Genomic DNA, 23,352 nt, shown 5'->3' on the forward strand with positions numbered 1-23,352 from the left:
GCGGCTGAACGACGTCCCGCACTAACAGGAATGAGACAGAGTCTATGACGATTCGCGCCCTGCACGTCGCAAGCGAGCTGTATCCCCTTCTGAAAACGGGCGGTCTCGCCGACGTCGCGGGCGCATTGCCGCCTGCGCTGATCGAGCTCGGCGCCGACGCGCGGGTGCTGCTGCCCGGCTTTCCCGCGGTTGCCGCCGGCTTGACCGACGTGCGCACGGTGGTGCAACTGGGCCGCCGTTTCGACGCGCCCGCGGTCACGCTCGAACAGGGCACGCTGCCCTCGAACGGCCTCACGGTCTATATGATCCGCGCCGCCACGCTGTACGACCGGCCCGGCAATCCTTATCTGAACGACGAACATGTGCCCTACGGCGACAACGCGCAGCGCTTCGCCCTGCTCGGCTGGGTCGCCGCGCAACTGGCGCAGCAACTCGATCCGGCGTGGTCGGCGCAGATCGTCCACGCGCACGACTGGCATGCGGGGCTCGCGCCAGCCTATCTGAAGGCGGCCGAACGCCAGCATGGCCGCTCGTTCGCGCGCAGCATTTTTACGGTGCACAACCTCGCGTATCAGGGCATTTTCCCGGCTCACCAGTTCGGCCTGCTCGGTCTGCCGGACGACTTCTTCAGCATGCACGGCGTCGAGTTCTACGGGCAGTTGTCGTTCCTGAAAGCGGGCCTCTACTACAGCGACCGCATCACCACCGTCAGTCCGACCTACGCACGCGAAATCCAGACGCTCGCCCAGGGCGGCGGCCTCGACGCGCTGCTGCGCCATCGTTCGCACGACCTGAGCGGGATCCTGAACGGTGTCGACTACACGGTGTGGAACCCCGCCACCGATCCGCTGCTCGACAATCACTACACCGCTACGCGCCTGGCCGGCAAACAGGCGTGCAAAGACGCCTTGCAGAAGCGTTTCGGCCTTGCGCAGAAAAGCGATGCGCTGCTGTTCGGCGTGGTGAGCCGGCTGACCGAGCAGAAAGGCCTCGACCTGCTGCTCGCCGCGTTGCCCGAAATCGTCAAGCGCGGCGGCCAGCTGGTGGTGTTCGGCACCGGCGACCCAGCACTCGAAAACGGCTTGAAACGCGCCGCACAGGCGCATCCGGAATCGGTCGCGGTCGAACTGGGCTTCGACGAAGCGCTGGCTCATACGATCGTCGCGGGCAGCGACGTGATCGCGGTGCCGTCGCGCTTCGAGCCGTGCGGGCTCACGCAGATGTATGCGCTGGCGTGTGGCTCGCTGCCGCTCGTGCACCGCGTCGGCGGTCTGGCGGATACGGTGGTCGACGCGTCGCTCGAAAATCTCGCCGACGATCTCGCCACCGGCTTCGTATTCGAACGCTTCGAACCGCAGGGCCTTGCCGCCGCGATCCGCCGCGCGTTTGCGCTCCATGAGCGGCGCACCGAATGGAAAGCGACGCAGCGGCGCGCGATGCGCCAGGACTTCGGCTGGGGCGCATCGGCCGAGCGTTATCTCGCGCTGTATCGCGAACTCGCGTGAGCCGCCAGGCCCCGCTGCCCCGCTGCCGATACGTTTGATGGTTCGGCGCAACAACACGGGGACGGACCAACTCGGGCGCGGCAAACTCATGTATTGTTTCCTGACTACGCAGACGGTACATTTTTCTTGCATAGTCTGAAACAGTCATGCCGCAACAGCCGCCCGGCCAAGGCCGGTGCACCGCCGTCGCGCATCCTCCCCGTTCTCACTTTTCGCGCATCAGGGCTTGCGCGAGCCGACACCATGACGAAAAACGTTCTGAGCATCCAGTCACATGTCGTGTTTGGGCACGCCGGCAACAGCGCGGCCGTGTTCCCGATGCGCCGGCTCGGCGTCAACGTCTGGCCGCTCAATACCGTGCAGTTCTCGAATCACACGCAATACGGCCATTGGAGCGGCAGCGCGATCGATGCATCGCAGATGGAAGACCTCGTCGAAGGGATCGGCGCCATCGGCATGCTGCCGCGCTGCGACGCCGTGCTGTCCGGCTATCTGGGCACGCCCGAGCAAGCGCAATCCGTACTGGAAATCGTCAAGGCCGTGAAGGCCGCCAATCCACGGGCGTGGTATTTCTGCGATCCGGTGATGGGCGCGGCGAGCGGCTACAAGGTCGAGCCGGGCATTCAGGAATTCCTCGTGCGCACGATGCCGGAAATGGCCGACGCAATGGCGCCGAACCATACCGAGTTGCAACGCCTGGTGGGCCGCGAGATCGAGACGCTCGAAGAGGCCGTGACGGCCTGCCGCGAACTCATCGCCCGCGGGCCGAAGCTCGTGCTGGTCAAGCACCTGCTCGACCGCGACAGTCCCGCCGACCGTTTCAACATGCTGGTCGTCACCGAGCGCGAGGCATGGATGAGTCAGCGCCCGCTCTATCCGTTCGCGCGGCAGCCGGTGGGTGTCGGCGATCTGACGAGCGCGGTGTTCGTCGCGCGCACGCTGCTCGGCGACTCGATTCGCGCGGCTTTCGAGCACACGCAGGCCGCCGTGAATGCGGTGGTCAAGGCGACCTGGCAGGCGGGACGCTACGAGCTGGAACTGGTTGCCGCGCAGAACGAAATCGCGCAGCCGCGCGAATGGTTCGACGCGTGGGTGGCCGAGACGGCATAGACCATCGAGATTGCGGTTGCGCCAGTGGCTGGCCAAACCCGCGCCCGGCTGATTGGCCACGTCGGCGGTGCTGGCCGCGTCGGTCGCCTGTAAGAAAATCCCACGCGCGCGGAAGGCACTGTTCCGCGCTGCGTGGGCAATCCACGGCGAGCGCCGTGGGGCATACGGTCCGCGATTGTCATCCGGGCGTCCTATAATGCCTGCCGCGTGGACGAAGCAGCCGCCCGTCCACAGCGCATTTTCAGCATCCGGCATTCAGCATTCAGCATTCAGCAGACGAGGCATCGATGGACGGTTATATCCGCAGCGAGCGGGAAGAATATTTTGAGCAGTTGTGCCTCAGCGTCGACGCTGACGAAACTCACGAGCAGGAAGCGATCGAGTACTTCGAGAACCAGTTCGACGAAGCCGACTTCGATCCGGCGCAGTGGCTCGACATCGCGCTCTACTACTCGCCGGCGGTGGCGCGCGGCATCATCGACATGGTGACGCCCGACGACAAGGCGCGCAGCAACATCGCCGCAGTGATCGCCGACAACCTCGACATCTCCTACGGCGAGGACGAATGCCAGCAATTCGCCGAGACCATCGAGTTCGCGCTCAACAACGGCGTGCCGGTCGATCTCGACCTGGTGCTCGACGGCTGCCAGCGCGCGATCGACGACCTCGACACGTGGGCCGACGAAGACACCAAGGCGCCGCTCCTGCGTCTGCGTGAGGAGTTGCTGCGCCAGCAAGGCGAGCACTGAGGGCCTGGCTTTGACCCGCTGATTTTTCGGCGCAATCGCGGCTTTGCGTCCGTGGGCGCGCTGTTGTGATATAGCCGGCGCGCTCGCGCCGGTTTTCTGAGCTGCCGCGGTCTTCCTTAAGCATGTGCCGCAATCCGCATCTGCGCGTCTGACCTGACAGGCCGCCAGCCAAAGCGCTGTGCGATCTATGCCGAAATGCTCATTCAAAGCGCCGCGAACTGCCAAGACGGCTGCAAATTGGCTTTTTATATTCGCGCCAGATTGACCGACGCGCGCTGGCTACTCCACGTATTCCAGCATTGTTTATGGCGACGGAACATCCGTAGTCTGACGATGCGCGTGAGGCGGGCAGCCGCCGGTTCGCGCGCTTCGATCCAGCGTTACCGCCTTGCTGCTTTCACACCTGAAAACTGTCGATGGAAGGAGAGACCATGAGTCTTCGCAACACGCTGAAACCGCTTGCACTGTTCGTTGGCGCCGTCTTCGCGACGGGGCCGCTGGCCAGTTTCGCCGATGACCTGCCGGTCAAGATCGGCTTTGCTGCGCCGATGACGGGGGCCAACGCCGGCTACGGCAAGGATCTGGAAAACGGCGTACGGCTTGCGATCGAGGAAGCCAACGCGCAGAAGGTCAAGATCGGCGACAAGGTCGCGCAATTCCAGCTTGTCTCCGAGGACGACCAGGCCGACCCGCGCATTGGCGTGCAGGCCGCGCAGAAACTGGTTGACCAGAGCGTGTCGGCGATCGTGGGCCACTTCAATTCGGGCACGACGATTCCGGCCTCGCAGATCTACGAGCAGGCCGGCATTCCGGTGATCGACCCGGCCGCGACCAACCCGATCATTACCGGGCGAGGTTTTGCGAACACCTTCATGGTGATTTCCACCGATGCGCAAAACGCCGGCAATGCGGGGATGTATGCCGTCGAGGTGACGAAGGCCAAACGGATTGCGATCATCGACGACCGCACCGCGTTCGGCCAGGGCGAGGCCGACGAGTTCGAGAAAGCGGTGAAGGCGCACGGCGGCAACATCGTGGCGCGCGAGTACACCGACAATCACGCGGTGGATTTCAGCACGCAGCTCACCAAGATCAAGTCGACGAATGCGGATTTGATTTTCTTCGGCGGGCTCGATACGCAGGCTGCCGGGTTTGCGAAGAAGATGAAGCAATTGGGGATGAACGCGCAGTTGGTGGGCGGCGGTGGCGTGGTGGATCCCGAGTTCATCAAACTGGCCGGCGACGCGGCTGAAGGCGTGATGGCATGGGAATATGGCAGGCCGTTGGCCCAGTTGCCTGGCGGCAAGGATTTTTCTGCCAGGTTCAAGAAACGGTTTGGGGTGGATATCCTGTCGTACGCGCCGTTTGGGTATGACGGAGCCTGGGCGGCGATTCACGCGATGCAGCAGGCTAAATCCAGCTCGCCGACGGTTTATCGTCCTGTGCTGAAGGCGATTGATTTTGAAGGCGTCACCGGAAAGATTTCGTTTGATGGTACCGGCGCGTTGAAGAGCGGTGCTTCCACGCTGTATCAGGTTAAAAGTGGGGGCTGGGTGCCGGTTGTTACCAAGAGCGGGAGTTAAGGTCTTGTTGCGTGCGCGGCGCCAGGTTGCGCCGCGTGCGTATCTACTTCAAAACCTTGACGACAACCACGGCATCCAGATCCCTCTGAATCCGGACCAGATCGGGCTTCAAATCGGCAAACTCATCAGGGGAACACATCTGATGCCCAAATCCGGCCAGAAGGTGCCGCCTGATCTGCAATACCCGCGCCGCGGCATCCAACACATAGTGCGAAGAAAAATCTAAAAACCGATCCTTCACCACCGCATCAGGCGGCACATCCGTCACCTGGCCAAACCCTGGCAGCGTCATCTCCAGAATCTCATCGAACTCCCCGCCGATACACGCCCACGGCTGGGTCCGTAAAGGCTCCGCAAGCCACGCCTGCACCTGACTCTCCATGCCGCCGGACAAGCTGGTCAAAGCCGGCACAGCCGTCGTCCCGTCCTTCCAGACGAAATGCTCCACCCGTCCCTGCATCGAAGTAAAAAATGGCCCATTCGTAGCGGCCACATCGCCCGTGCGCAATTGCGCAGTGCCATGCAATCCCGCCTGCAATAGACGGCTCGCGGCAATCTGCTGGGTCCGCTGCCGCGTCGCCCGGCGAAACATATTGCGCTCCAATTCAGCCGTCGAACCGGCATCCTCCACGCGATAAGCGTAATCAGCTGCCCCGCCGTCATCGATATCGATCTGCAAGCGCGCAGTCCGCTCGCGCATCTGCATGGCCGGCGTGCGCGACAGCACACCCTCGTCGACCAGCAACACGGGCCGGTCCATCACGCTCGGCGGCAAATAGCCAAAACCGACGCCGCCCGCGGTCGTGTCGGCATACAAGGACAACTCAGGAATCCAGACGATCGCATGATTGATCGCGCTCCCGCCATACCCCGGCACATCCGGCAAACTATAGTACGGGCCGAGATTGAGCAGCACGGCTTCACTGCGGATGCCGACCGCGGCCAGCAACGCGCCGTACAACGCAACGTGATCCTTGCAGTCGCCGTAGCGGTTGCGCAGGATGTCGACCGCCTTGTGCGGGATCGCCGCCGTCTCGCCGAGAAACAATGCGACGTAGCGAATATTCAAGCGCATCCAGTCGTACAGCACCTGCGCTTTCGCGCGCGGATCGGCGGCCTGTGCGGTCAGACTCTGCGCGAGCCGCACGATCGCCGGATCGCTCTTCGTCGGGTCGACGGCCGGGCCGCGATAGCGCGCCGCAAAACCCGCGAAGTCGGGCACCGTCGATACCATCAGCCGGTCACCCCAGTTCGCGTAGCCGACCGCGCCCGCTTCGAGCGGTGCATACGGGCCGTGCCGGTAATCGAACTCATAGCGGGTGCGGCCGTTCTCCGTGACCGGCGGCAACGCGACATAGCCACGCGCGTCGGCATGAAACGGCACGTCGGCGGGCAAATCGAAGATCAGGCGCTGCATCTCGACCGGCTCGCGTGTCGGTTCGACCAGGTACGCAAAAGTGCCGGCTTGCAGAGGTTGAGTGCGTGTCTTGCGAAACGACAGATGCACGCGTGAGCCGGGTTCGACGCCCGGAAAGATCACCGTGCGCAATACGGCGTCTTCGAAACTCGGCGCATCCGCCGAGCGCGGCTCCTGCACGTCGCGGATCGCTTCCGGCCCGACCGGGTGCGCCACGCCGTTCGGGTCGATCGTTTCCGCGCCCAGCAATTGCACCTGCTCGATGTCCTTGTTGAACCACACGTAGCGTTGCGCGATATCGTCGACGCCGCTCGTCGTGTTGGCGCGCAAGATCGTATCGTCGTGTTCTTCGACGGAGCCGTCTTTCTGGATCACGAAGAGGTGGACGTCGCGCTCCATCGTCGACGGCGCGAGGTCATCGCCGGAAGGGCCGTCGCCGGCGTGCACGGCGGCGACGGCCGCACCGAGTGCTAACGCGGCGGCCAGCCTCATGAACGAGAAACACCGGGTCATGCGCGGCGCGCCCTGCCCCGCGCGCGCCATGTCCGCGGATTCGAAGCGAACTCCGCGCGAAACGCGTGATTGAAATTCGACAGATCGTTGAAGCCGCAATCCAGCGCCACGTCGACAATCTTCGCGCTGTCGTCGTGAAGACGCAGCGCCGCCGCTCGCAAACGCGCGCGTAGAAGATATTGATGCGGCGTCACGCCGGTCACCCGCTGGAAGGTCCGCAGGAAGTAGAACTCGCTCAGGCCTGCCGCGGCGGCGAGGCTCGCGAGCGTATGCGGCGCGCCAGGCGCGTCGTCGATCAGACGCACGGTCTGCGCCACGCGCGACCATGCCGCGGCGCTGGCCGGCTGCGCTGCACGCGTCAATGCACCGGTCGCATCCAGGGCCGCGACGGCCAGTTCGACAGCGAGTTCATCCCACACCGGTTCGCCCACCTCCGAGGCCCCGGCGCAAGCTAGCGCGATCAACGGCGACAGCGAACGCAGTGACGGCACCCGCGCGCGCCTGAAGTTCAGATTGCCGTTCGAGATGCCTGCATCGGCGGCGATCTGCTCGAAGTAAGCCGGCGCATAACGGAACGCGATGCAGCGATCGCCTGCCCCATGCCGATGCCCGCACTCGAAACAGTCGCCGTTGTTGCCGAGCAGCAGCGCACCCGGCGTCAGCAGCTCGCGCCCCGCCGCTGCCCGGTAGCCGAACGAGCCGGCGACCACCATCGCGATGCACACGCCGCCGTGCCGTTCCTCGAACGGCTGGTCGCGTGGTCCGAACGTGCACAGTATGTCCGCGACGTCCCAGCCCGCGCCCTGCGCCAACGGGCGCGCGGCTGTGCTGCCGCGCGTGCCTTCGCGTGCGCGTTGCGCGAGCGCCTGCTGCAGAGTGACGGCAATTTTCCCCAAGATGCACCTCGGCTGAGTCCGTATTCTGTTTTTAGCACATCGGCGGCGCCCGCGGTTTTCCCGCTTTCGACGCCGCCGACTCGCTATACACCCGAAGGAGGACACGCGATGAACATGCTGGACAACGAGATGGCGCGCGGTTTCCAGGACGCGCTGGGCGCGCCCGCGCGCGCCGCCGACATAGACGCCGCCGACGACGTCTATGGCTGGCTGATCGGCAGTTGGGACATGGATGTGGTGCACTATCGCGTCGACCTCGGCAGCGAACGCCGACGCGGCGAGATTCATTTCGGCTGGGTGCTGGAGGGCCGCGCCGTGCAGGACGTGTGGATCATGCCGCCGCGCGGCGAGCGCCACGCGGGGCTCGCCGCCATCGACAACATGTACGGCACCACGCTGCGCGTGTGGGATCCGGCGCTGCGCGCGTGGCGGGTCACCTATATCAATCCGCTGACTGGCCAGCGGGATGAACTGGTCGGCAGGCGTGTCGGCGACGATCTCGTGCAGATCGGCAGGCATGCCGACGGCACGCCGATTCGATGGAGCTTTACGGATATCACGCGGGATACGTTCCGGTGGCGTGGCGTGGCGCTCGCGGAAGATGGCGTGACCTGGCGGCTGGAGGCGGAGTTCCATGCCCGGCGCCGACGCGCCTGAATACCTGGGGTGTCGGCCGGTTTCAATCCCCGATTTGTCCCAGCAGGGCCTGCAATTTCTCCACATGCCGCAACAACAAATGCCGATGCTTCTCAATCTGCTCGAGCCGCCCGGCAAGATCAGCCTGAATCGGGTCATCCAGATCAGCAGCGGCAATCACCTCTTCCACTTTCGACCGCATCGCCGCCAACTCCACCGGCGCATGGCTCAAATGCCGCTCAAAGCGCCGTACGTCCTGCACCGCCAGGTCGCGGACCTTGCGGAAATGCGCCTGGCGCCGATGCGCTTCGGCGTCGAGCGTCTCCTCTTCCACGCGCCTGGCCGGCCCCGCCTGACCGAAAATCGGTTCGGGCGGACGTAACACCGTTTTCTTGCGCACCGGATGCGCGGTGCCGCGAAACCGCGCGAGCGGCATTTCGTTGTCGATCGCCTCGCGCGCATTGGCCGGTATCTCCTGCTCCGTGTGCGGCGCGTTCATCCAGCCGTTCGGCAGGCCAGTGACCGCCTCGATGCCGCGCACGAATTCCTCGCTGAATTCACGCTGGCCGGACAATATCAATTTCAGGTAGCTCGCGGAGAAGGTCATCATGCGCGCGAGACGGGTCGCCGCGCCAACCTCACGGGTCAGCAGCACCAGGTTCGCTCGCCAGACCGGGAGCAACAATTCGTCGGAATCTTCCATCGCTGGGTCTTCCATCTCGTTTGCCCGAGGTACGGATGATGCGCTCGCACGCTCCATCGTCCTGAAAGGGTAGCCGCTTCACCGCATCGCGCGCAATCGCGGCGCACCCAGTTGGCGGCTGTCGATGTGCCGGGGTAACACGCGCCGGCGTACCGCCGTGCTTCGCCCGCCGGCACTGCCTCGTGCACCACTACCCCATAGACCTAAGGATTTTGTAATAAAAGGTCACCGGCAAATGTTGCGGCGCGCTATCCGGCCCTATACGTTCTGCGCGAAACCGGCGGCATGCAATCACGGACACACGCTGTTACACCTTTGCCGCGTAACTTGCCGCGTAACTTGCCGCGTAACTTGCCGCGTAACTTGCCGCGTAACTTGCCGCGTAACTTGCCGCGTAACTTGCCGCGTAACTTGCCGCGTAACGGCGGTCAGGTGATCAAGGCGGATGCTAGCAAACCGCGGACCAACGTAATCAATGCGCTGGCGGAGATGATACGAACGCTGACGCGGCGCGGGGGTTGGCGCCGCTCGAGGGATACGCGTGTTGTGAGGCGTGTTGTGCGCCGCAGCGTAAATCGTCAGGCCGAGCCGACCCGCTCCAACGCGGTCGTCACCAATTTTTCCAGCAAAGGCTCGACCTTCGCGGCCAGCGCTTCGTCATACGCGTACGGCATCTGTTCTTCCATATACGTAATCTGCGACAACTCGAGCTGCACCGCGTGCACGCCCTGCGCCGGCTGCCCGTACTGGCGCGTGATATAGCCGCCTTTGAAGCGCCCGTTCGCGACCGCCGAATAACCGCCATGCCGCTCGACCACAGCGGCCAACTCCTCGCCCAGTCCCGCCGCCGCACTCGCCCCGTTGGACGTGCCAAAGTTGAAGTCCGGCAGACGTCCCTCGAAAAAGCGCGGCACGTGCGAGCGGATCGAATGCGCTTCCCACAGCAGCACCTTGCCGTGCCTCGCCTTCAACGCGGCAAGTTCGCCTTGCAGCGCCTCGTGATACGGCTTCCAGTACGCATCGCGCCGGCGCGCGACTTCGACTTCGGTCGGCAAATGGCCTTCGCGGTACAACGGTTCCTTGTCGAAGGTATCGACCGGCAGCAAACCGGTGGTGTCCTGGCCCGGATAGAGATTCGCGCCATCGGGCGGACGGTTCAGGTCGATCACATAACGCGCGTACGACGGCGACAGGATCGACGCGCCCATGCGCTTCGCGAACGCATACAGACGGTCGAGATGCCAGTCGCAGTCGTCGGTGCGCTGCGCGACGGGCGTCATCGTTGCGGCAATGTCAGCGGGAATCTGCGTGCCCAGATGCGGGATCGAAATCAGCAGCGGCAGGCTTCCTCGATGCAGCGTGACAACCGGCGCAATAGCCGGAGTAGTTTGAGTAGACGAAGCAGTCATGTCAGTCCGGAATCAATGGGATCGAAGGCTCAATCACTCTGTAACTCATTTCTATAGTTCACTTCTGTAGTTCACTTCTGTAGTTCACTTCTGTAGTTCACTCTTATAACTCGCTTCTATAACTCGCTTCAGCAATTCATCTCAGGAATTCACTTCAGCAAGCCGGCAAGCGCCACGCGATAGCGCGCATAGGCGCCCTCTTCGTCGCGATGCCGGCGGTTATCGACGACCTTGTCGCCGCCCGCGTAGACGTCGCGAATCGGCGTCTCGCCGTGCTCGCAGAATACAACGCCAGAAAACCAGGCGTGGGGGGCGTGCTCGGCGATGCTCGAATGATCCGCGTCGAGCACCAGCCAGTCGGCGCGCCGGCCGGCCCGCAAGGCGCCAACCGCGCGGCCCGTCGCGTGCGCGCCGCCTTCAAGGGCGGCGTCGAACAGGCGGTCGGCCACATGCGAGGCTTGCGCCGACGCCAGCACATTGCGTTGACGGCGCATGAGGCGCTGGCCGTATTCGAGCAACCGCAACTCGGCGCGCCAATCGACGCCGATATGGCTGTCCGAGCCGACGCCGATACGTCCCTGCGCTTCGAGATACTCCTGCGCCGGGAAGATGCCGTCGCCGAGATTAGCTTCGGTAGTCAAACACAATCCGGCGACCGCGCCGCTTTTTGCGAGCGCCGGCGTTTCGTTCGCATCGACGTGCGTGGCATGCACGAGACACCATCGGCTATCGACATCGAAACGATCGAGCAGCCATTGCACCGGCCGCGCGCCTTCGGTTTCCAGACAGGCGTCGACTTCGGCGGTTTGCTCGGCGATATGAATATGAACCGGCGCGCTCGCCTCGATGCCGCCCAGCAGCGCGCGCAACGAATCCTCGGATACCGCGCGCAGCGAATGCGGCGCCACGCCGTAACGCAACGCGGCGCTTTCAGGGCGCGCCGCGCGCAACGTGCCGAGCAGTTCGAGCAGACTGTCGGGCGTATTGATGAAGCGCTGCTGATCTTCACGCGGCGCGCGCGAGCCGAAACCGCTGTACTGATACAGCACCGGCAGCATCGTCATGCCGATGCCGCTCGCCGATGCGGCGTCCACCACACGCTGCGCGAGTTCCGCCTGATTTGCATAGCGGCCGCCATCCGGCGTGTGATGCACGTAGTGAAACTCGCAGACCGACGTATAGCCCGCTTTCAGCATTTCGATGTAGAGCCACTGCGCGACGGACGCAAGCCCTTCCGGCGTGATCTTTGCCGCGAAGCGATACATCAGATCGCGCCAGCTCCAGAAATTGTCGGTAGCCGCGGTGCCGAAAGCAGCGCGATATTCGGTGAGGCCGGCCATCGCGCGCTGGAACGCATGCGAGTGAAGGTTCGGCATGCCAGGCAGTACGGGACCGGCGGCCTTTTGCACGCCGGCAGGCACGGCCGCCGTATCGGGCGTGACCGACGTCAAGGTGCCGGTTGCGTCCCACTCCAGCAGCACGTTGCGGCGCCAGCCATCCGGCAGGTACGCATGGTCGGCGAATAACGATTGCTTCGATTGCGTCATCTTCAAGCCTCAGCTCAATTCACGCCGCGTATAAACCGTCTCGCCCGAGCGCACGACCCGCGCGCACAACGGACGCCCAATCCAGTAAGCCAACTCCGCGAGCGACTCGACCGACCACACCGCGAAGTCCGCTGCGCGCCCCGCTTCCAGCGAGCCGTGCGTATCCGCCTTGCCGAGCGCGCGCGCCGCGAGCGACGTTACGCCCTGCAGCACTTCGGGCACGGTCATGCGGAACAGCGTGGCCGCCATGTTCATCATCAGCAGCAGCGAGGTGGCGGGCGACGTGCCGGGGTTGCTGTCGGTGGCAATCGCGATCGGCACTTGATAGCGCCGCAGCAAGTCGAGCGGCGGCAATTGCGTCTCGCGGATGAAGTAGTACGCGCCGGGCAATAGCACGGCAACCGTGCCCGCTTCTTTCATCGCGGCGACGCCGGCTTCGTCGAGGAATTCGAGGTGATCCGCGGACAGCGCATGGTGACGCGCGGCCAAGGCCGTGCCGCCGCCATTCGACAACTGCTCCGCATGCATCTTCACCGGCAGCTTGTAGCGCCCGGCGGCTTTGAACACGCGCTCGCTTTGTTCAAGCGAAAAACCAATGCGCTCGCAGAACACGTCGACCGCATCGACGAGGCCTTCGTCGGCGAGCGCCGGCAGCATCGTGTCGCAGACTTCGTCGATGTACGCATCGGCGCGGCCTGCAAATTCAGGCGGCAATGCATGCGCGCCGAGAAAGGTCGTGTAGACCGACACCGGATAGTGTTCGCCCAGGCGGCGCGCGACGCGCAGCATCTTGCGTTCGCTCGCGAGGTCGAGGCCGTAGCCGGATTTGATTTCGACAGTGGTCACGCCTTCAGCGAGCAGCGGTTCGAGCCGCGCGGCGGATTGACGGAACAGCGAATCTTCGTCGGCCGCACGCGTGGCGCGCACCGTGGAAACGATGCCGCCGCCCTGCCGCGCAATCTCTTCGTAGCTGACGCCGGCCAGACGCTGCGCGAATTCGTCGGCGCGCTGGCCGCCGTACACCAGATGCGTATGGCAATCGACGAGACCCGGCGTCACCCACGCGCCGTGCAGATCTTCGCGCGGCCACGCGGCGTATTCGGCGGGTAGTCCGGAGGCTGCGCCGAGCCACGCGATCTTGCCGTCTTGCACAGCAATCGCGGCGTCGGGCAACGTGTGTTGGGGATCGCCCTGGGGGCAGAGTTTGAGGTGATGCCAGACGGTTTGCTTCATCGCGTGCTCTTTGCAGCTCGTTGCGTGTCTGTAGTGGTTCGCGGCGCGCTATCTATTCCAGCGTGACCGCGCACCGTCGTCATCGTTGCGCGTAACGCAGGCTGATGGCGAGCAAGGCGCCCGCGCCTTCGACCGTGCATGACAGCGCGTTCGGCGCGTCGATGCGCAGCGTGTCGCCGGTATCGAGCGCGAACGGCTGAACCCCGGCGCCGGGCGAAATTTCAACCGGCCCGCTCGCGCAGAACAGCAGCACGACGTCGGCGGACAAGTCGCGCTGCGTATCGCCGCGCCATACTTCGACCTCGCTCGCCGCCGCACCACGCCGCACCATCAGGTTGAAGTCGCGCGTCGCACCGTCGACCAGACGCGCGTCGATGTGCGCTTCGCCCGCGAACCGCGCGATATCGAGCGGTTGTGTCAACGCATGCGTATTCAGCACGCTCGCGTTATCCCTCGCGTTATCCGATTCATCGAGCAACATGCCTGCGCCGGACAACAGCACGAGCGTGCGGTCGATGCCAGCGAAACGCGAGAACGGCCCGGCCTGAGCCACGTCGGCCACGCTCACGCGCCACACGAACGTGTCGAGCCCGGCGCCTTCGGGAAACGCCGCCACTTCGCGCGTGATGCCGCCGCCGTTCTTCCACGGCGTCGCCACGAGGCCAGCGCCGCGGATCAGCGTGGTGCTGGCCGGCTGCGCCGTCGTGCTGTCACGCGTGCCGTGAAGCGTGCTATGAAGCGTCATGATCAACGGCCCAGCATCGGCAGATTCAAGCCTGCCTCGCGCGCCGTTTCCTGCGCGAGTTCATAGCCCGCATCCGCGTGGCGCATCACGCCGGTCGCCGGGTCGTTGAACAGCACGCGGCCGAGACGCTCTTTTGCCGCATCCGTGCCGTCAGCCACGATCACGACGCCCGAGTGCTGGCTGAAGCCCATGCCGACGCCGCCGCCATGATGCAGCGAAACCCACGATGCGCCGCCTGCCGTGTTCAACAGTGCGTTGAGCAGCGGCCAGTCGCTCACTGCGTCCGAGCCGTCCTTCATCGATTCGGTTTCGCGATTCGGGCTCGCCACCGAACCGGTATCGAGGTGATCGCGGCCGATCACGATCGGCGCCTTCAGCTCGCCGTTCCTGACCATTTCGTTGAACGCCTGGCCCAGACGATAACGATCCTTCACGCCGACCCAGCAGATCCGCGCCGGCAGACCCTGGAACGCGATACGTTCGCGCGCCATGTCGAGCCAGTTGTGCAGATGAGGATCGTCGGGGATTAGTTCCTTGACCTTCGCATCGGTCTTGTAGATGTCCTCCGGATCGCCCGACAGCGCGACCCAGCGGAACGGACCCTTGCCTTCGCAGAACAACGGGCGGATATACGCCGGCACGAAGCCCGGGAAATCGAACGCGTTTTCGACGCCCATTTCCAGCGCCATCTGGCGGATGTTGTTGCCGTAATCGAGCGTGGCCGCGCCGCGTTCCTGCAGCGCCAGCATCGCCTGCACTTGCCTCGCCATCGACTGCCTGGCGGGCGTGACGATCGAATCCGGCGCGGTCTTCTGACGCTCGCGCCAGTCTTCGACGCTCCAGCCTTGCGGCAGATAGCCGTGAATCGGATCGTGCGCGCTGGTCTGGTCGGTCACGCAATCCGGCGTGATGCCGCGTGCGACGCATTCAGCGAACACGTCGGCTGCATTGCCCAGCAGGCCGACCGACACCGGCTTGCCGGCCTGCTTCGCTTCTTCAAGCATGGCGAGCGCTTCGTCGAGCGTCTTCGCCTTCTTGTCGACGTAACGCGTCTTCAGACGGAAATCGATGCGCGTCTCGTCGCATTCGACGGCGATCATCGAGAAGCCTGCCATCGTCGCGGCGAGCGGCTGCGCGCCGCCCATCCCGCCGAGGCCGCCCGTCAGGATCCAGCGGCCTTTCGGGGCGCCGTTGAAATGCTGGTTCGCCACCGCGAAGAACGTCTCGTAGGTGCCCTGCACGATGCCCTGGCTGCCGATGTAGATCCAGCTGCCCGCGGTCATCTGGCCATACATCATCAGGCCCTTGCGATCGAGTTCATGGAAGTGTTCCCATGTCGCCCAATGCGGCACCAGATTCGAATTTGCCAGCAGCACGCGCGGCGCGTCTGCATGCGTGCGGAACACGCCGACCGGCTTGCCCGATTGAATCAGCAGCGTTTCGTCTTCGTTCAGCTCCTTCAGCGACGTGAGGATCTGGTCGAAGCAATCCCAGTTACGCGCGGCACGGCCGATGCCGCCGTACACGACCAGCGCATGCGGATGCTCGGCGACTTCCGGGTCCAGATTGTTTTGGATCATCCGGTACGCGGCTTCCGCGATCCAGGTCTTGCAGGTCCTCTCCGCGCCGCGCGGTGCGCGGATCGTGCGGGTCGGATCCAGACGCGGGTCGATGTGCTTCGGGTTGTTCATGATGGCCCTCGGAATGCTTGAAGATGTTCGGGAAATGTGCGGAAAAGGTCTGGAAAATGCGGCGAAATCAGAAATGTCCGGTGAAGCGATAACGGCTGCCGGGATGCCAGAGATTGGCGACCGAGGCGACCTGGCTTTGCGACCACGTGCGCCGATGCAGTACGAGGCAAGGCTCGGTGTCGTCCATCGTCAGCAACTGGCGCGTATCGGCGTCGGCGGCGAGCGCTTCGATGCGGTACTCCACGCGCTGCAACGGCGCCACTCTCACCAGATACTGATTCGGCGTGGTGTTCGTGAAGTCCTGCAACGCATACTCGGGCGCGACCGCCGGATTGACCCAGCGCTCTTCGAGCTGCACCGGCTCGTCGTTTTCGGAATGCAGCACGCGCGAATGAAACACCGGGCTGCCCTCGCTCACCTGCATTTCTTCGGCGAGCGCTTCGTCCGCGATGGTCGCGCCGATGTGCAGCACCTTCGCCTGATAACGATGACCGCGCGCGACGATTTCGTCGGAAATGCTGCGGATCGCCACCAGCGTCGATTCGTACTTGGGCCGGGCCACGAAGGTGCCCGAGCCCTGCACACGCGTGAGGACCTGCTCCGAGGTCAGCTCGCGCAGCGCGCGGTTGACCGTCATGCGCGCGACGTTGAATTCGCGCGCGAGCTCGTTCTCGGAGGGCACCTGGTCGCCTTCAGCCCATTCGCCCGCATGGATGCGCGCGAGGATGAAGTCCTTGATGCCCTGGTAGGCCGGTGCGTTCATTGGCTTGTTCTGCCTGACTGTGTGCTGGGTGTTCGCTTACTGTTCGGACACGAACGAGAACGGGCTCAGCTTCGCGATGGTGCCGTCCTGCACGAGACGCGCAACGGCCGCGATGTCCGGCGCGAAGTAGTGATCGAGCTCGTAGTGCGCGACGTCCTTGCGCACCGCTTCCATCACCTTCTGCAGGCTCGGGCTGGTCTTGTGCGGCGCGCGCAGATCCACACCTTGCGCGGCGGCGAGCAGTTCGATCGACAGGATGTTCGCGGTGTTCTCAGCGATGTCGCCAAGCTTGCGCGCGGCGAAGGTCGCCATCGACACGTGGTCTTCCTGGTTCGCGGAAGTCGGCAGCGAATCGACCGAAGCCGGATGCGCGAGCGTCTTGTTCTCCGACGCGAGCGCCGCAGCCGTCACGTGAGCGATCATGAAGCCGGAGTTCACACCGCCGTCGCGCACGAGGAACGGCGGCAGGCCCGACAACGTCGCGTCGATCAGCAGCGCGATGCGGCGTTCGGCCAGCGCGCCGATTTCGGCGGCGGCAAGCGCGAGATTGTCCGCTGCGAACGCCACCGGTTCAGCGTGGAAGTTGCCGCCCGACAGCACTTCGCCGGTGTCCGGGAAAATCAGCGGATTGTCCGACACGGCGTTCGCTTCCAGCAGCAGCACGTCGGCCGCATGGCGCATCTGGTCCAGACACGCGCCCATCACTTGCGGCTGGCAGCGCAGGCTGTACGGGTCCTGCACCTTGTCGCAATCGGCGTGCGAGACGTTGATGCCCGAGCCTTGCAGCAGCGAACGGTAAGCGGCTGCCGCTTCGATCTGACCTTGATGGCCGCGCAGTTCGTGAATGCGCGCGTCGAACGGCTTGACCGAACCCTCCGCAGCGTCCACCGACAAGGCGCCCGCCACCAGCGCGGTGCGGTACAGGTCTTCGATCGCGAACATGTTGTAGAGCGCGAGCGCGGTGGAGGCTTGCGTACCGTTCAGCAGCGCGAGACCTTCCTTGGCTTGCAGCGTGAGCGGCTTGAGGCCGACCAGCGCGAGGCCTTCGGTAGCCGGTATGCGCTCGCCCTTCGCGAACACTTCGCCGACGCCGAGCAACGCTGCCGACATATGCGCGAGCGGCGCGAGGTCGCCCGATGCGCCGACCGAGCCCTTGACCGGAATCACTGGCAGCACGTCGGCGTTGTACAGCGAAATCAGCGCTTCCATCACTTCGCGGCGGATGCCCGAATGACCGCGGCCGAGGCTCGACAGCTTCAGCGCGATCAACAGACGCACCACCGGACGCGACATCGGCTCACCCACGCCGACCGCGTGCGACAGCACCAGATTGCGCTGCAGCAGTTCGAGCTGGTCGTGCGGGATGTGCGTGCTGGCGAGGCGCCCGAAGCCCGTGTTGATGCCGTAGGCCGGTTCGCCCTTGGCGGCGATATCGGCCACGGCTTTCGCGCAGGCGTCGATGGCGGCGTGGCTGGCGGGATCGAGTTGCAGCGCGACGTGTTCGCGGGCGATCTGGCGCAGTTGCGGAAGGGTCAGGTAGCCGGGCTTCAGAATCATCATGGTTTTGTGTCCTGTCTATACAATTTGAGAGAAGTCTAGCGGCACCACCTTGTATATACAACTTGTTTTTGCAGGTTTCGGCCCAGGGCTTTCCATTAGGGCGGGATGCTTGCGTGGCGCTTGGGCGGCGCCTGCCTGGCGCTTACTTGACAGCTTGCGTGGCTCTTGCGTAGCTGGAGTCGCCTGAACCCGGATTGCGCGCACCGGGAGCACCCGGCACAGCATTCGGCCCCTCACGAACATCAACTTGTCTATACACGTTACACGTTCAAAATGTCCCCCGGCAAGCGGACAAAAAGATTTCGCGCGCCCGGCGCAACCCGCTCGAACTTCGCCCGCGCCGCCACGAGACAGGGTCCAGGCGCGGTGGCTGGCCCCTTGTGGGACTTCCTTCGGGGCGCCCCCCAAGGGGACTTCCTTCGGGGCGTAAGCTGTGTAAGCGGCGGCGTTGCGAATCCGTAAGCTCGGCTCGTTAGAATCGCGCCCAGTTAATAGTGCGATTCGATCATCCGGGTCGCGCGCGAGCCCGGAATTGATCGATGAACTTGGCGCTGAACTTCGACTGGCTGACCAATCTTCTGGCGATTCTTTTCGTCGTGGCATGCCTGTACGATGCACGCTACGACGAATACGGCACGCTGACACTGTCGGCGGCCGCAATGGGCCTCGCCGTGATGGCGATCGAAGTCTTCCTCAAGCCCGCGTTCGAGATGGCGCTATAAGCATCAAACCGCGACTTCCGGCGGCGCCCGGCGAAAGCCGCGCGTGAGCCAGCCGAGATAGCGGGGTGAATGCGAGAAACGCGCCGGGAGCGGGCAAAAAAGATACGCGGCGCATCGCAGACAAACACTGCAACGCGCCGCGTCAAGGTGGAGAACAACCGACTACACGTTCGAGCAAAGCAGCCGGAGCAGCCGGAGCAGCTGGAGCAGCTGGAAGAGACCGCCCCGCTCTCGCGCGACAGCAAAATTCAGCACACTCAGATCGCCCAGCCGCCGAGATAGAAACCGACCAGCACGATCGCGATCGCGACGGTGCCGACGTTCAGCTTGCGATACTCGCCGCTCACCACGCGGCCGATCACCAGTGTCGCGAAGCCGAGCATGATGCCCGTCACGATATTGGCCGTCAGCACGATGAACACCGCGCACATGAGGCCCGACATCGCGTCGACCATGTCGTCCATATGCAGCTTGCTGACGTTGGACAGCATCAGGAGACCCACGTACATCAGCGCCGGCGCGGTCGCATACGAAGGCACCAGGCCGGCGAGCGGCGAGAAGAACATCACCACCAGAAACAGCAGACCGACCACCGCCGCCGCCATCCCCGTCTTCGCGCCGGCTGCAACGCCAACCGTCGATTCGATGTACGCAGCCGCCGGTGCGCCGCCGAGCAGGCCCGAGAAAATCGAGCTCAGCGAGTCGGCCGTCAAGGCGCGGCCACCGTTGATGATGCGGCCGTTTTCGTCGAGCTGGCCTGCTTGTCCGGCGACGGCGCGGATCGTGCCGGTGGCGTCGAACACCGCGGTCATCACCAGGGCCAGCACGCTGGGCAAAACCGCCATCGACAGCGCGCCCTTGATGTCCATCGCGCCGATCAGCGAAGCATGGCCCGGCGCGCTCAGCGACGGCAGCGCGAATACGCCATGAAACGCCACCGCCGGATCGACCAGCAAGGCGATCGCCGAGATCGCGACGATCACGATCAGGATCGAGCCCGGCACGCGACGGCGCACCAGACCGAAGATCGCGGCCAGACCCGCCACCGACATCAGCGCCGGCAACGCCGTGATATTGCCGAGCGACACCGGCAAACCGGCGCCCGGATTCTTGACGACGAGCCCGACGTCGTTCGCGGCGATCAGCAGCAGGAACAGGCCGATACCGATGCCCGTGCCGTGCGCGATGCCCGACGGCAGATTGCGCAGGATCCACGAACGCACGCCCGTCACCGAAATCGCAGTGAAGACGACGCCCATCAGGAACACCGCGCCGAGCGCGACGTTCGGATGCAGGCCTTTGCCGAGCACGAGACCGAACGCGGTGAACGCGGTCAGCGAGATCGCGCAGCCGATTGCGATCGGCAGACGCGCCCACGCGCCCATCAGCAGCGAGCCGAACGCAGTGGTCAGGCACACGGCGACGAACACCGCGCTGGTATCGAAGCCCGCTTTGCCGAACATGCCCGGCACGACGAACACGGAATAGACCATCGCGAGGAAGGTCGTAATGCCTGCGACGATTTCCTGACGCTGCGAACTGCCGCGCGAGGAGATTTCGAAGTAGCGGTCGAGAAAGCCCTTTCCGTCGAATGATTCGGCGCCGACTTCGGAAATCGGTTGGGCGTGGGGTTCCATCATGATGAGTGCCTCCTTTATCAGCGTACTGAAACGGCCGTCGATCCGGCCGCCATCAGGTTCGTCTCGTTACGTTTGTCTAATCTTCTTTTGCTGTCCCGAAATGTAGGGCAACACAAATATGTCTCCCATCGCATGAATGGCATGCTCGGCATGTCACGATGCTTATATCGTTTAAGCGACGGCAGATCACACGCGCGGTCCGCGCGTTTACACCTACGGTTTGTCATCGAACGGTGAGGCGGGTTTTTTTGGGTTTCTCGCCGTTTTTCTTGCGGTTTTGAGCGGCTGAACGACGTGCAAAGCCACGAACGGCGGCACGGAGCGTGCGTGCAGCGGACCTGCCGGATGGCCTGCAAAACCGGCCGGCCCGGCGTCGCGGGTTACACTCTGGCCCGTAACGGTCTTGATTGCGCGCCTTAACCGCGCGCCTTAATTGCGGCGGTCCACAGCGCCCGTCCGCACTGGTCCATGGAGTCCTTCTTGATGAGTGGCGGTTTCGCACGTCCTGCCTGGCGTCTTCTGATTCTTGCTGTGTTCGCCATGCTCGCGCTGTCCGGTTGCAGCCTGCTGTGGGGTCCGGTGCAGGCGCCGATCGTCGAAGCGACGGTCATGCCCGTCGAACCCGCGAGCGCGCCGGTGGCCGCCTCCGAACCGGAACCGGCCGAGACCGAAGCGGCCGGGCCCGAGCAGCCGAGAAAGCCGAAGAAGCCGGTCGTCAAGCCTCACAAGGCCGAACCTCCGCCGCCGGTCGCCGCGCCCGCGCCGCCGCCTCCGCCGCCCCCGCCGCTGATCGTGTTGCGCACGATCGAGCGCAACGAAGCGCACGGACTGCTCGATAGCCCGGTGCAGAAAGCCGACGGCAAGGTGGTCGGCCGCGCGGTCGACATGCTCACGGACGCGGGCGGCAAGCCACGCGAGATGGTGGTCAACCTGCAGGGTTTCCTTGGCGTCGGCGATCGCAAGGTGAATTTCCCGTGGAGCGCATTCCGCTTCACGCCGACCGCGAAGACCGCGCCGATCACGCTCACCGCACCGGCCGTGCCGGCGCCCGCGGTCAAGTCCAACGTCGCGCAGTTGCCGTTGCTCGACGCGACCGTCGAGCGTTCGAATGGCGCGAAAGTCGGCCGCGTGATCGACGTGCTGATCGACGGCAACGCGCAACCGCAGGCCGTCGTGCTCGACGTCAACGGGATGGTCAGCACGGAGCGGCGCACGATTGCCGCGAACTGGTCGGCGCTGCGCTTCGTCACCAAAGACAAGGAACTGCATCCGCTGATCGATCTGAGCGACGCGCAGATCAACGCGACGCCGCCTTACGCCAGCGACAAGCCGATCCGCGCGGTGTCGCCCGCGCCGGCGCCCGCACCTGCGCCGCCCCCGGCGCCCGCTGCCGCGGCGGCGCCGGCCACGGCCACGGCGGTTTCCAGCGCACGGGTGGCCCGATGACAGGCCGCACTCTGGTCACTGCGCGCAGCCTGCGCGCGCTCGATTGGCTGAACTTTTTCGTCGCCAATGTGCAGACGGGTTTTGGGCCGTTCATCGCGTCGTACCTTGCGTCGCACAAGTGGACGCAGGGCGAGATCGGCATGGCGCTTTCGGTCGGCACCATCAGTGCGATGGTGAGCCAGGTGCCGGGCGGCGCCGCGGTCGACGCATTACGCAACAAGAAAGGCGCTGCCGCCTGGGCGATTTTCGCGATCATCTTCAGCGCGGTGCTGCTGGCCGCGAGTCCGACCGTGCTGCCCGTGATCGCCGCCGAGGTATTCCACGGCTTTGCCAGTTGCATGCTGACGCCGGCGCTCGCGGCGATCTCGTTCGCGCTGGTCGGACGTGCGAATCTTGGCGACCGGCTCGGGCGCAACGCGCGCTGGGCGTCGATCGGCAGCGCGGTCGCGGCCGGGCTGATGGGCGTATTCGGCGAATACTATTCTCCGCGGGCCGTCTTCTGGCTGACTGCGGCGCTCGCGCTCCCTGCTCTCTTTGCATTGACGATGATCCAGCGCACCGACACGGTGGATCTGCCGAAGTCCGCGCCCACGCCGGAGCAGATCGAACGGCGTGAGAGCTTGCGCGAGCTGCTGCGCGACAAGCGAATGCTGCTGTTCGCTGCGTGCATCGTGCTGTTCCATTTGTCGAATGCGGCGATGTTGAACCTTGCCGCCGGCGAGGTGACGGCCGGCATGGGGGACAACGTGCAGCTCGTGATTGCTGCCTGCATCATCCTGCCGCAGGCGATTGTGGCGATGATGTCGCCGTGGGTCGGGCGTTCCGCCGAGCGATGGGGACGCAGGCCTATTCTGCTGCTCGGGTTTTCTGCACTGCCGATACGGGCGTTGTTGTTTGCCGGGATCAGCAGCCCTTATCTGCTCGTGCCGGTGCAGATGCTGGACGGCTTGAGCGCCGCCGTGTTCGGCGTGATGCTGCCGTTGATTGCCGCCGATGTGGCCGGCGGGAAGGGGCGGTATAACCTCTGTATTGGGCTGTTCGGGCTGGCTGCGGGGATTGGGGCCACGTTGAGCACAACGGCTGCTGGGTTCATTGCCGATCACTTTGGCAATGCTGTGAGCTTTTTTGCCTTGGCGACGGCCGGCGCGATGGCCGTGCTGCTGGTTTGGGCAGCGATGCCCGAGACGCGCGATGCCGCGGCCGACGAGGAAAAGGCCGACAAGGAAAAGGCCGCTGTGCCTGATGGAGGGAAGCCAGCAAAAGGTTAGGTTTGTTTTTTGCCTTTGGCGGCGAGGGTGTAATCAGTTTCCCGTCAAAGGCAAAAACAAGCCTCAATCAATAGCTTTTCCGGCGGTCTCCCGCATAAACGGAAGCGGCAACAACGACACCGCCCCACATCCAATCAAATACCACGCAGGCGCCAGATTATGTGAAGTGATCGACGAAGGGGCGCGCTCGCAAGACCCCGAGCAGCGCCGCCTGTT

19 protein-coding genes are annotated in these 23,352 nt (G+C 64.4%); 8 read left to right on the plus strand and 11 right to left on the minus strand.

Going from position 1 to position 23,352, the window contains the following annotated elements:
• Positions 1-44: 44 nt before the first annotated feature.
• From glgA to AC07WT_RS13125, 4 genes are all read left to right on the plus strand, one after another.
• Positions 45-1,505: a glycogen synthase GlgA gene (gene glgA / locus AC07WT_RS13110; RefSeq protein WP_494947429.1), complete on the plus strand. Its 1,461-nt coding sequence runs from the start codon at positions 45-47 to the stop codon at positions 1,503-1,505.
• A gap of 243 nt (positions 1,506-1,748) precedes the next feature.
• Positions 1,749-2,615 (plus strand): pyridoxal kinase PdxY, encoded by an 867-nt coding sequence (gene pdxY, locus AC07WT_RS13115; protein WP_492593594.1) that lies wholly within the window; start codon positions 1,749-1,751, stop codon positions 2,613-2,615.
• Between the two features lie 287 nt (positions 2,616-2,902).
• Complete coding sequence (locus tag AC07WT_RS13120) at positions 2,903-3,364, plus strand: hypothetical protein (protein WP_492593595.1); 462 nt, start codon at positions 2,903-2,905, stop codon at positions 3,362-3,364.
• A 431-nt stretch (positions 3,365-3,795) separates the two neighbouring features.
• A complete protein-coding gene (locus AC07WT_RS13125) occupies positions 3,796-4,947 on the plus strand; it encodes a branched-chain amino acid ABC transporter substrate-binding protein (RefSeq protein WP_494947430.1) in 1,152 nt (383 codons plus the stop codon).
• 43 nt (positions 4,948-4,990) lie between these two features.
• On the opposite strand, the gene AC07WT_RS13130 is transcribed toward AC07WT_RS13125, so the two are convergent.
• Both AC07WT_RS13130 and AC07WT_RS13135 read right to left on the minus strand, forming a co-directional pair.
• The gene (locus AC07WT_RS13130) at positions 4,991-6,877 is read right to left on the minus strand and encodes a DUF3857 domain-containing transglutaminase family protein (RefSeq protein WP_494947431.1); all 1,887 of its coding nucleotides are present in this window, start codon (positions 6,875-6,877) and stop codon (positions 4,991-4,993) included.
• Positions 6,874-7,773 carry a helix-turn-helix domain-containing protein gene (locus tag AC07WT_RS13135; protein ID WP_494947432.1) on the minus strand — a complete coding sequence of 300 codons (900 nt, stop codon included), beginning with the start codon at positions 7,771-7,773 and terminating at the stop codon, positions 6,874-6,876. The genes AC07WT_RS13130 and AC07WT_RS13135 overlap by 4 nt, the downstream gene beginning before the upstream one ends.
• A gap of 108 nt (positions 7,774-7,881) precedes the next feature.
• Between AC07WT_RS13135 and AC07WT_RS13140 the strand changes: the two genes are divergently transcribed.
• Complete coding sequence (locus AC07WT_RS13140) at positions 7,882-8,430, plus strand: hypothetical protein (RefSeq protein ID WP_494947433.1); 549 nt, start codon at positions 7,882-7,884, stop codon at positions 8,428-8,430.
• Between the two features lie 22 nt (positions 8,431-8,452).
• On the opposite strand, the gene AC07WT_RS13145 is transcribed toward AC07WT_RS13140, so the two are convergent.
• From AC07WT_RS13145 to hutH, 8 genes are all read right to left on the minus strand, one after another.
• Complete coding sequence (locus AC07WT_RS13145) at positions 8,453-9,112, minus strand: hypothetical protein (protein WP_492593629.1); 660 nt, start codon at positions 9,110-9,112, stop codon at positions 8,453-8,455.
• A 578-nt stretch (positions 9,113-9,690) separates the two neighbouring features.
• Entirely contained in the window at positions 9,691-10,521 is an 831-nt protein-coding gene (hutG, locus tag AC07WT_RS13150) for an N-formylglutamate deformylase (protein ID WP_494947434.1), read from the minus strand.
• A gap of 149 nt (positions 10,522-10,670) precedes the next feature.
• Complete coding sequence (locus AC07WT_RS13155; protein ID WP_494948430.1) at positions 10,671-12,068, minus strand: formimidoylglutamate deiminase; 1,398 nt, start codon at positions 12,066-12,068, stop codon at positions 10,671-10,673.
• Positions 12,069-12,077: 9 nt separating this feature from the next.
• Positions 12,078-13,301: an imidazolonepropionase gene (hutI, locus tag AC07WT_RS13160; RefSeq protein WP_494947435.1), complete on the minus strand. Its 1,224-nt coding sequence runs from the start codon at positions 13,299-13,301 to the stop codon at positions 12,078-12,080.
• A 79-nt stretch (positions 13,302-13,380) separates the two neighbouring features.
• On the minus strand, positions 13,381-14,046 hold the full coding sequence (locus tag AC07WT_RS13165; RefSeq protein WP_494947436.1) for a HutD/Ves family protein: 666 nt from the start codon (positions 14,044-14,046) through the stop codon (positions 13,381-13,383).
• 2 nt (positions 14,047-14,048) lie between these two features.
• Positions 14,049-15,737 carry a urocanate hydratase gene (gene hutU, locus AC07WT_RS13170; RefSeq protein ID WP_494947437.1) on the minus strand — a complete coding sequence of 563 codons (1,689 nt, stop codon included), beginning with the start codon at positions 15,735-15,737 and terminating at the stop codon, positions 14,049-14,051.
• 67 nt (positions 15,738-15,804) lie between these two features.
• Positions 15,805-16,500, minus strand: coding sequence for a histidine utilization transcriptional repressor HutC (hutC, locus tag AC07WT_RS13175; protein WP_492593606.1), 696 nt, complete (start codon positions 16,498-16,500; stop codon positions 15,805-15,807).
• A gap of 36 nt (positions 16,501-16,536) precedes the next feature.
• Complete coding sequence (gene hutH / locus AC07WT_RS13180) at positions 16,537-18,060, minus strand: histidine ammonia-lyase (protein ID WP_494947438.1); 1,524 nt, start codon at positions 18,058-18,060, stop codon at positions 16,537-16,539.
• Between the two features lie 539 nt (positions 18,061-18,599).
• Here hutH and AC07WT_RS13185 point away from each other — a divergent pair.
• A complete protein-coding gene (locus tag AC07WT_RS13185; RefSeq protein WP_492593608.1) occupies positions 18,600-18,782 on the plus strand; it encodes a hypothetical protein in 183 nt (60 codons plus the stop codon).
• A gap of 257 nt (positions 18,783-19,039) precedes the next feature.
• Here AC07WT_RS13185 and AC07WT_RS13190 read toward each other — a convergent pair whose 3' ends face one another.
• A complete protein-coding gene (locus AC07WT_RS13190) occupies positions 19,040-20,422 on the minus strand; it encodes an NCS2 family permease (RefSeq protein WP_494947439.1) in 1,383 nt (460 codons plus the stop codon).
• A gap of 483 nt (positions 20,423-20,905) precedes the next feature.
• Here AC07WT_RS13190 and AC07WT_RS13195 point away from each other — a divergent pair, with 483 nt between their 5' ends.
• Entirely contained in the window at positions 20,906-21,868 is a 963-nt protein-coding gene (locus tag AC07WT_RS13195) for a PRC-barrel domain-containing protein (RefSeq protein WP_494947440.1), read from the plus strand.
• The gene (locus AC07WT_RS13200) at positions 21,865-23,136 is read left to right on the plus strand and encodes an MFS transporter (protein WP_494947441.1); all 1,272 of its coding nucleotides are present in this window, start codon (positions 21,865-21,867) and stop codon (positions 23,134-23,136) included. The genes AC07WT_RS13195 and AC07WT_RS13200 overlap by 4 nt, the downstream gene beginning before the upstream one ends.
• The last annotated feature ends 216 nt before the right edge of the window (positions 23,137-23,352 follow it).

This window comes from Paraburkholderia sp. GW821-FHT02A12, assembly GCF_059422005.1.

What these genes read in the sequence shown, in the direction of transcription:
- glgA (WP_494947429.1), top strand. Translation starts at nt 45, where the DNA reads ATGACGATTCGCGCCCTGCACGTCGCAAGCGAGCTGTATCCCCTTCTG.
- pdxY (WP_492593594.1), top strand. Translation starts at nt 1,749, where the DNA reads ATGACGAAAAACGTTCTGAGCATCCAGTCACATGTCGTGTTTGGGCAC.
- AC07WT_RS13120 (WP_492593595.1), top strand. Translation starts at nt 2,903, where the DNA reads ATGGACGGTTATATCCGCAGCGAGCGGGAAGAATATTTTGAGCAGTTG.
- AC07WT_RS13125 (WP_494947430.1), top strand. Translation starts at nt 3,796, where the DNA reads ATGAGTCTTCGCAACACGCTGAAACCGCTTGCACTGTTCGTTGGCGCC.
- AC07WT_RS13130 (WP_494947431.1), bottom strand. Translation starts at nt 6,877, where the DNA reads ATGACCCGGTGTTTCTCGTTCATGAGGCTGGCCGCCGCGTTAGCACTC.
- AC07WT_RS13140 (WP_494947433.1), top strand. Translation starts at nt 7,882, where the DNA reads ATGAACATGCTGGACAACGAGATGGCGCGCGGTTTCCAGGACGCGCTG.
- AC07WT_RS13145 (WP_492593629.1), bottom strand. Translation starts at nt 9,112, where the DNA reads ATGGAAGATTCCGACGAATTGTTGCTCCCGGTCTGGCGAGCGAACCTG.
- hutG (WP_494947434.1), bottom strand. Translation starts at nt 10,521, where the DNA reads ATGACTGCTTCGTCTACTCAAACTACTCCGGCTATTGCGCCGGTTGTC.
- AC07WT_RS13155 (WP_494948430.1), bottom strand. Translation starts at nt 12,068, where the DNA reads ATGACGCAATCGAAGCAATCGTTATTCGCCGACCATGCGTACCTGCCG.
- hutI (WP_494947435.1), bottom strand. Translation starts at nt 13,301, where the DNA reads ATGAAGCAAACCGTCTGGCATCACCTCAAACTCTGCCCCCAGGGCGAT.
- AC07WT_RS13165 (WP_494947436.1), bottom strand. Translation starts at nt 14,046, where the DNA reads ATGACGCTTCATAGCACGCTTCACGGCACGCGTGACAGCACGACGGCG.
- hutU (WP_494947437.1), bottom strand. Translation starts at nt 15,737, where the DNA reads ATGAACAACCCGAAGCACATCGACCCGCGTCTGGATCCGACCCGCACG.
- hutC (WP_492593606.1), bottom strand. Translation starts at nt 16,500, where the DNA reads ATGAACGCACCGGCCTACCAGGGCATCAAGGACTTCATCCTCGCGCGC.
- hutH (WP_494947438.1), bottom strand. Translation starts at nt 18,060, where the DNA reads ATGATGATTCTGAAGCCCGGCTACCTGACCCTTCCGCAACTGCGCCAG.
- AC07WT_RS13185 (WP_492593608.1), top strand. Translation starts at nt 18,600, where the DNA reads ATGAACTTGGCGCTGAACTTCGACTGGCTGACCAATCTTCTGGCGATT.
- AC07WT_RS13190 (WP_494947439.1), bottom strand. Translation starts at nt 20,422, where the DNA reads ATGATGGAACCCCACGCCCAACCGATTTCCGAAGTCGGCGCCGAATCA.
- AC07WT_RS13195 (WP_494947440.1), top strand. Translation starts at nt 20,906, where the DNA reads ATGAGTGGCGGTTTCGCACGTCCTGCCTGGCGTCTTCTGATTCTTGCT.
- AC07WT_RS13200 (WP_494947441.1), top strand. Translation starts at nt 21,865, where the DNA reads ATGACAGGCCGCACTCTGGTCACTGCGCGCAGCCTGCGCGCGCTCGAT.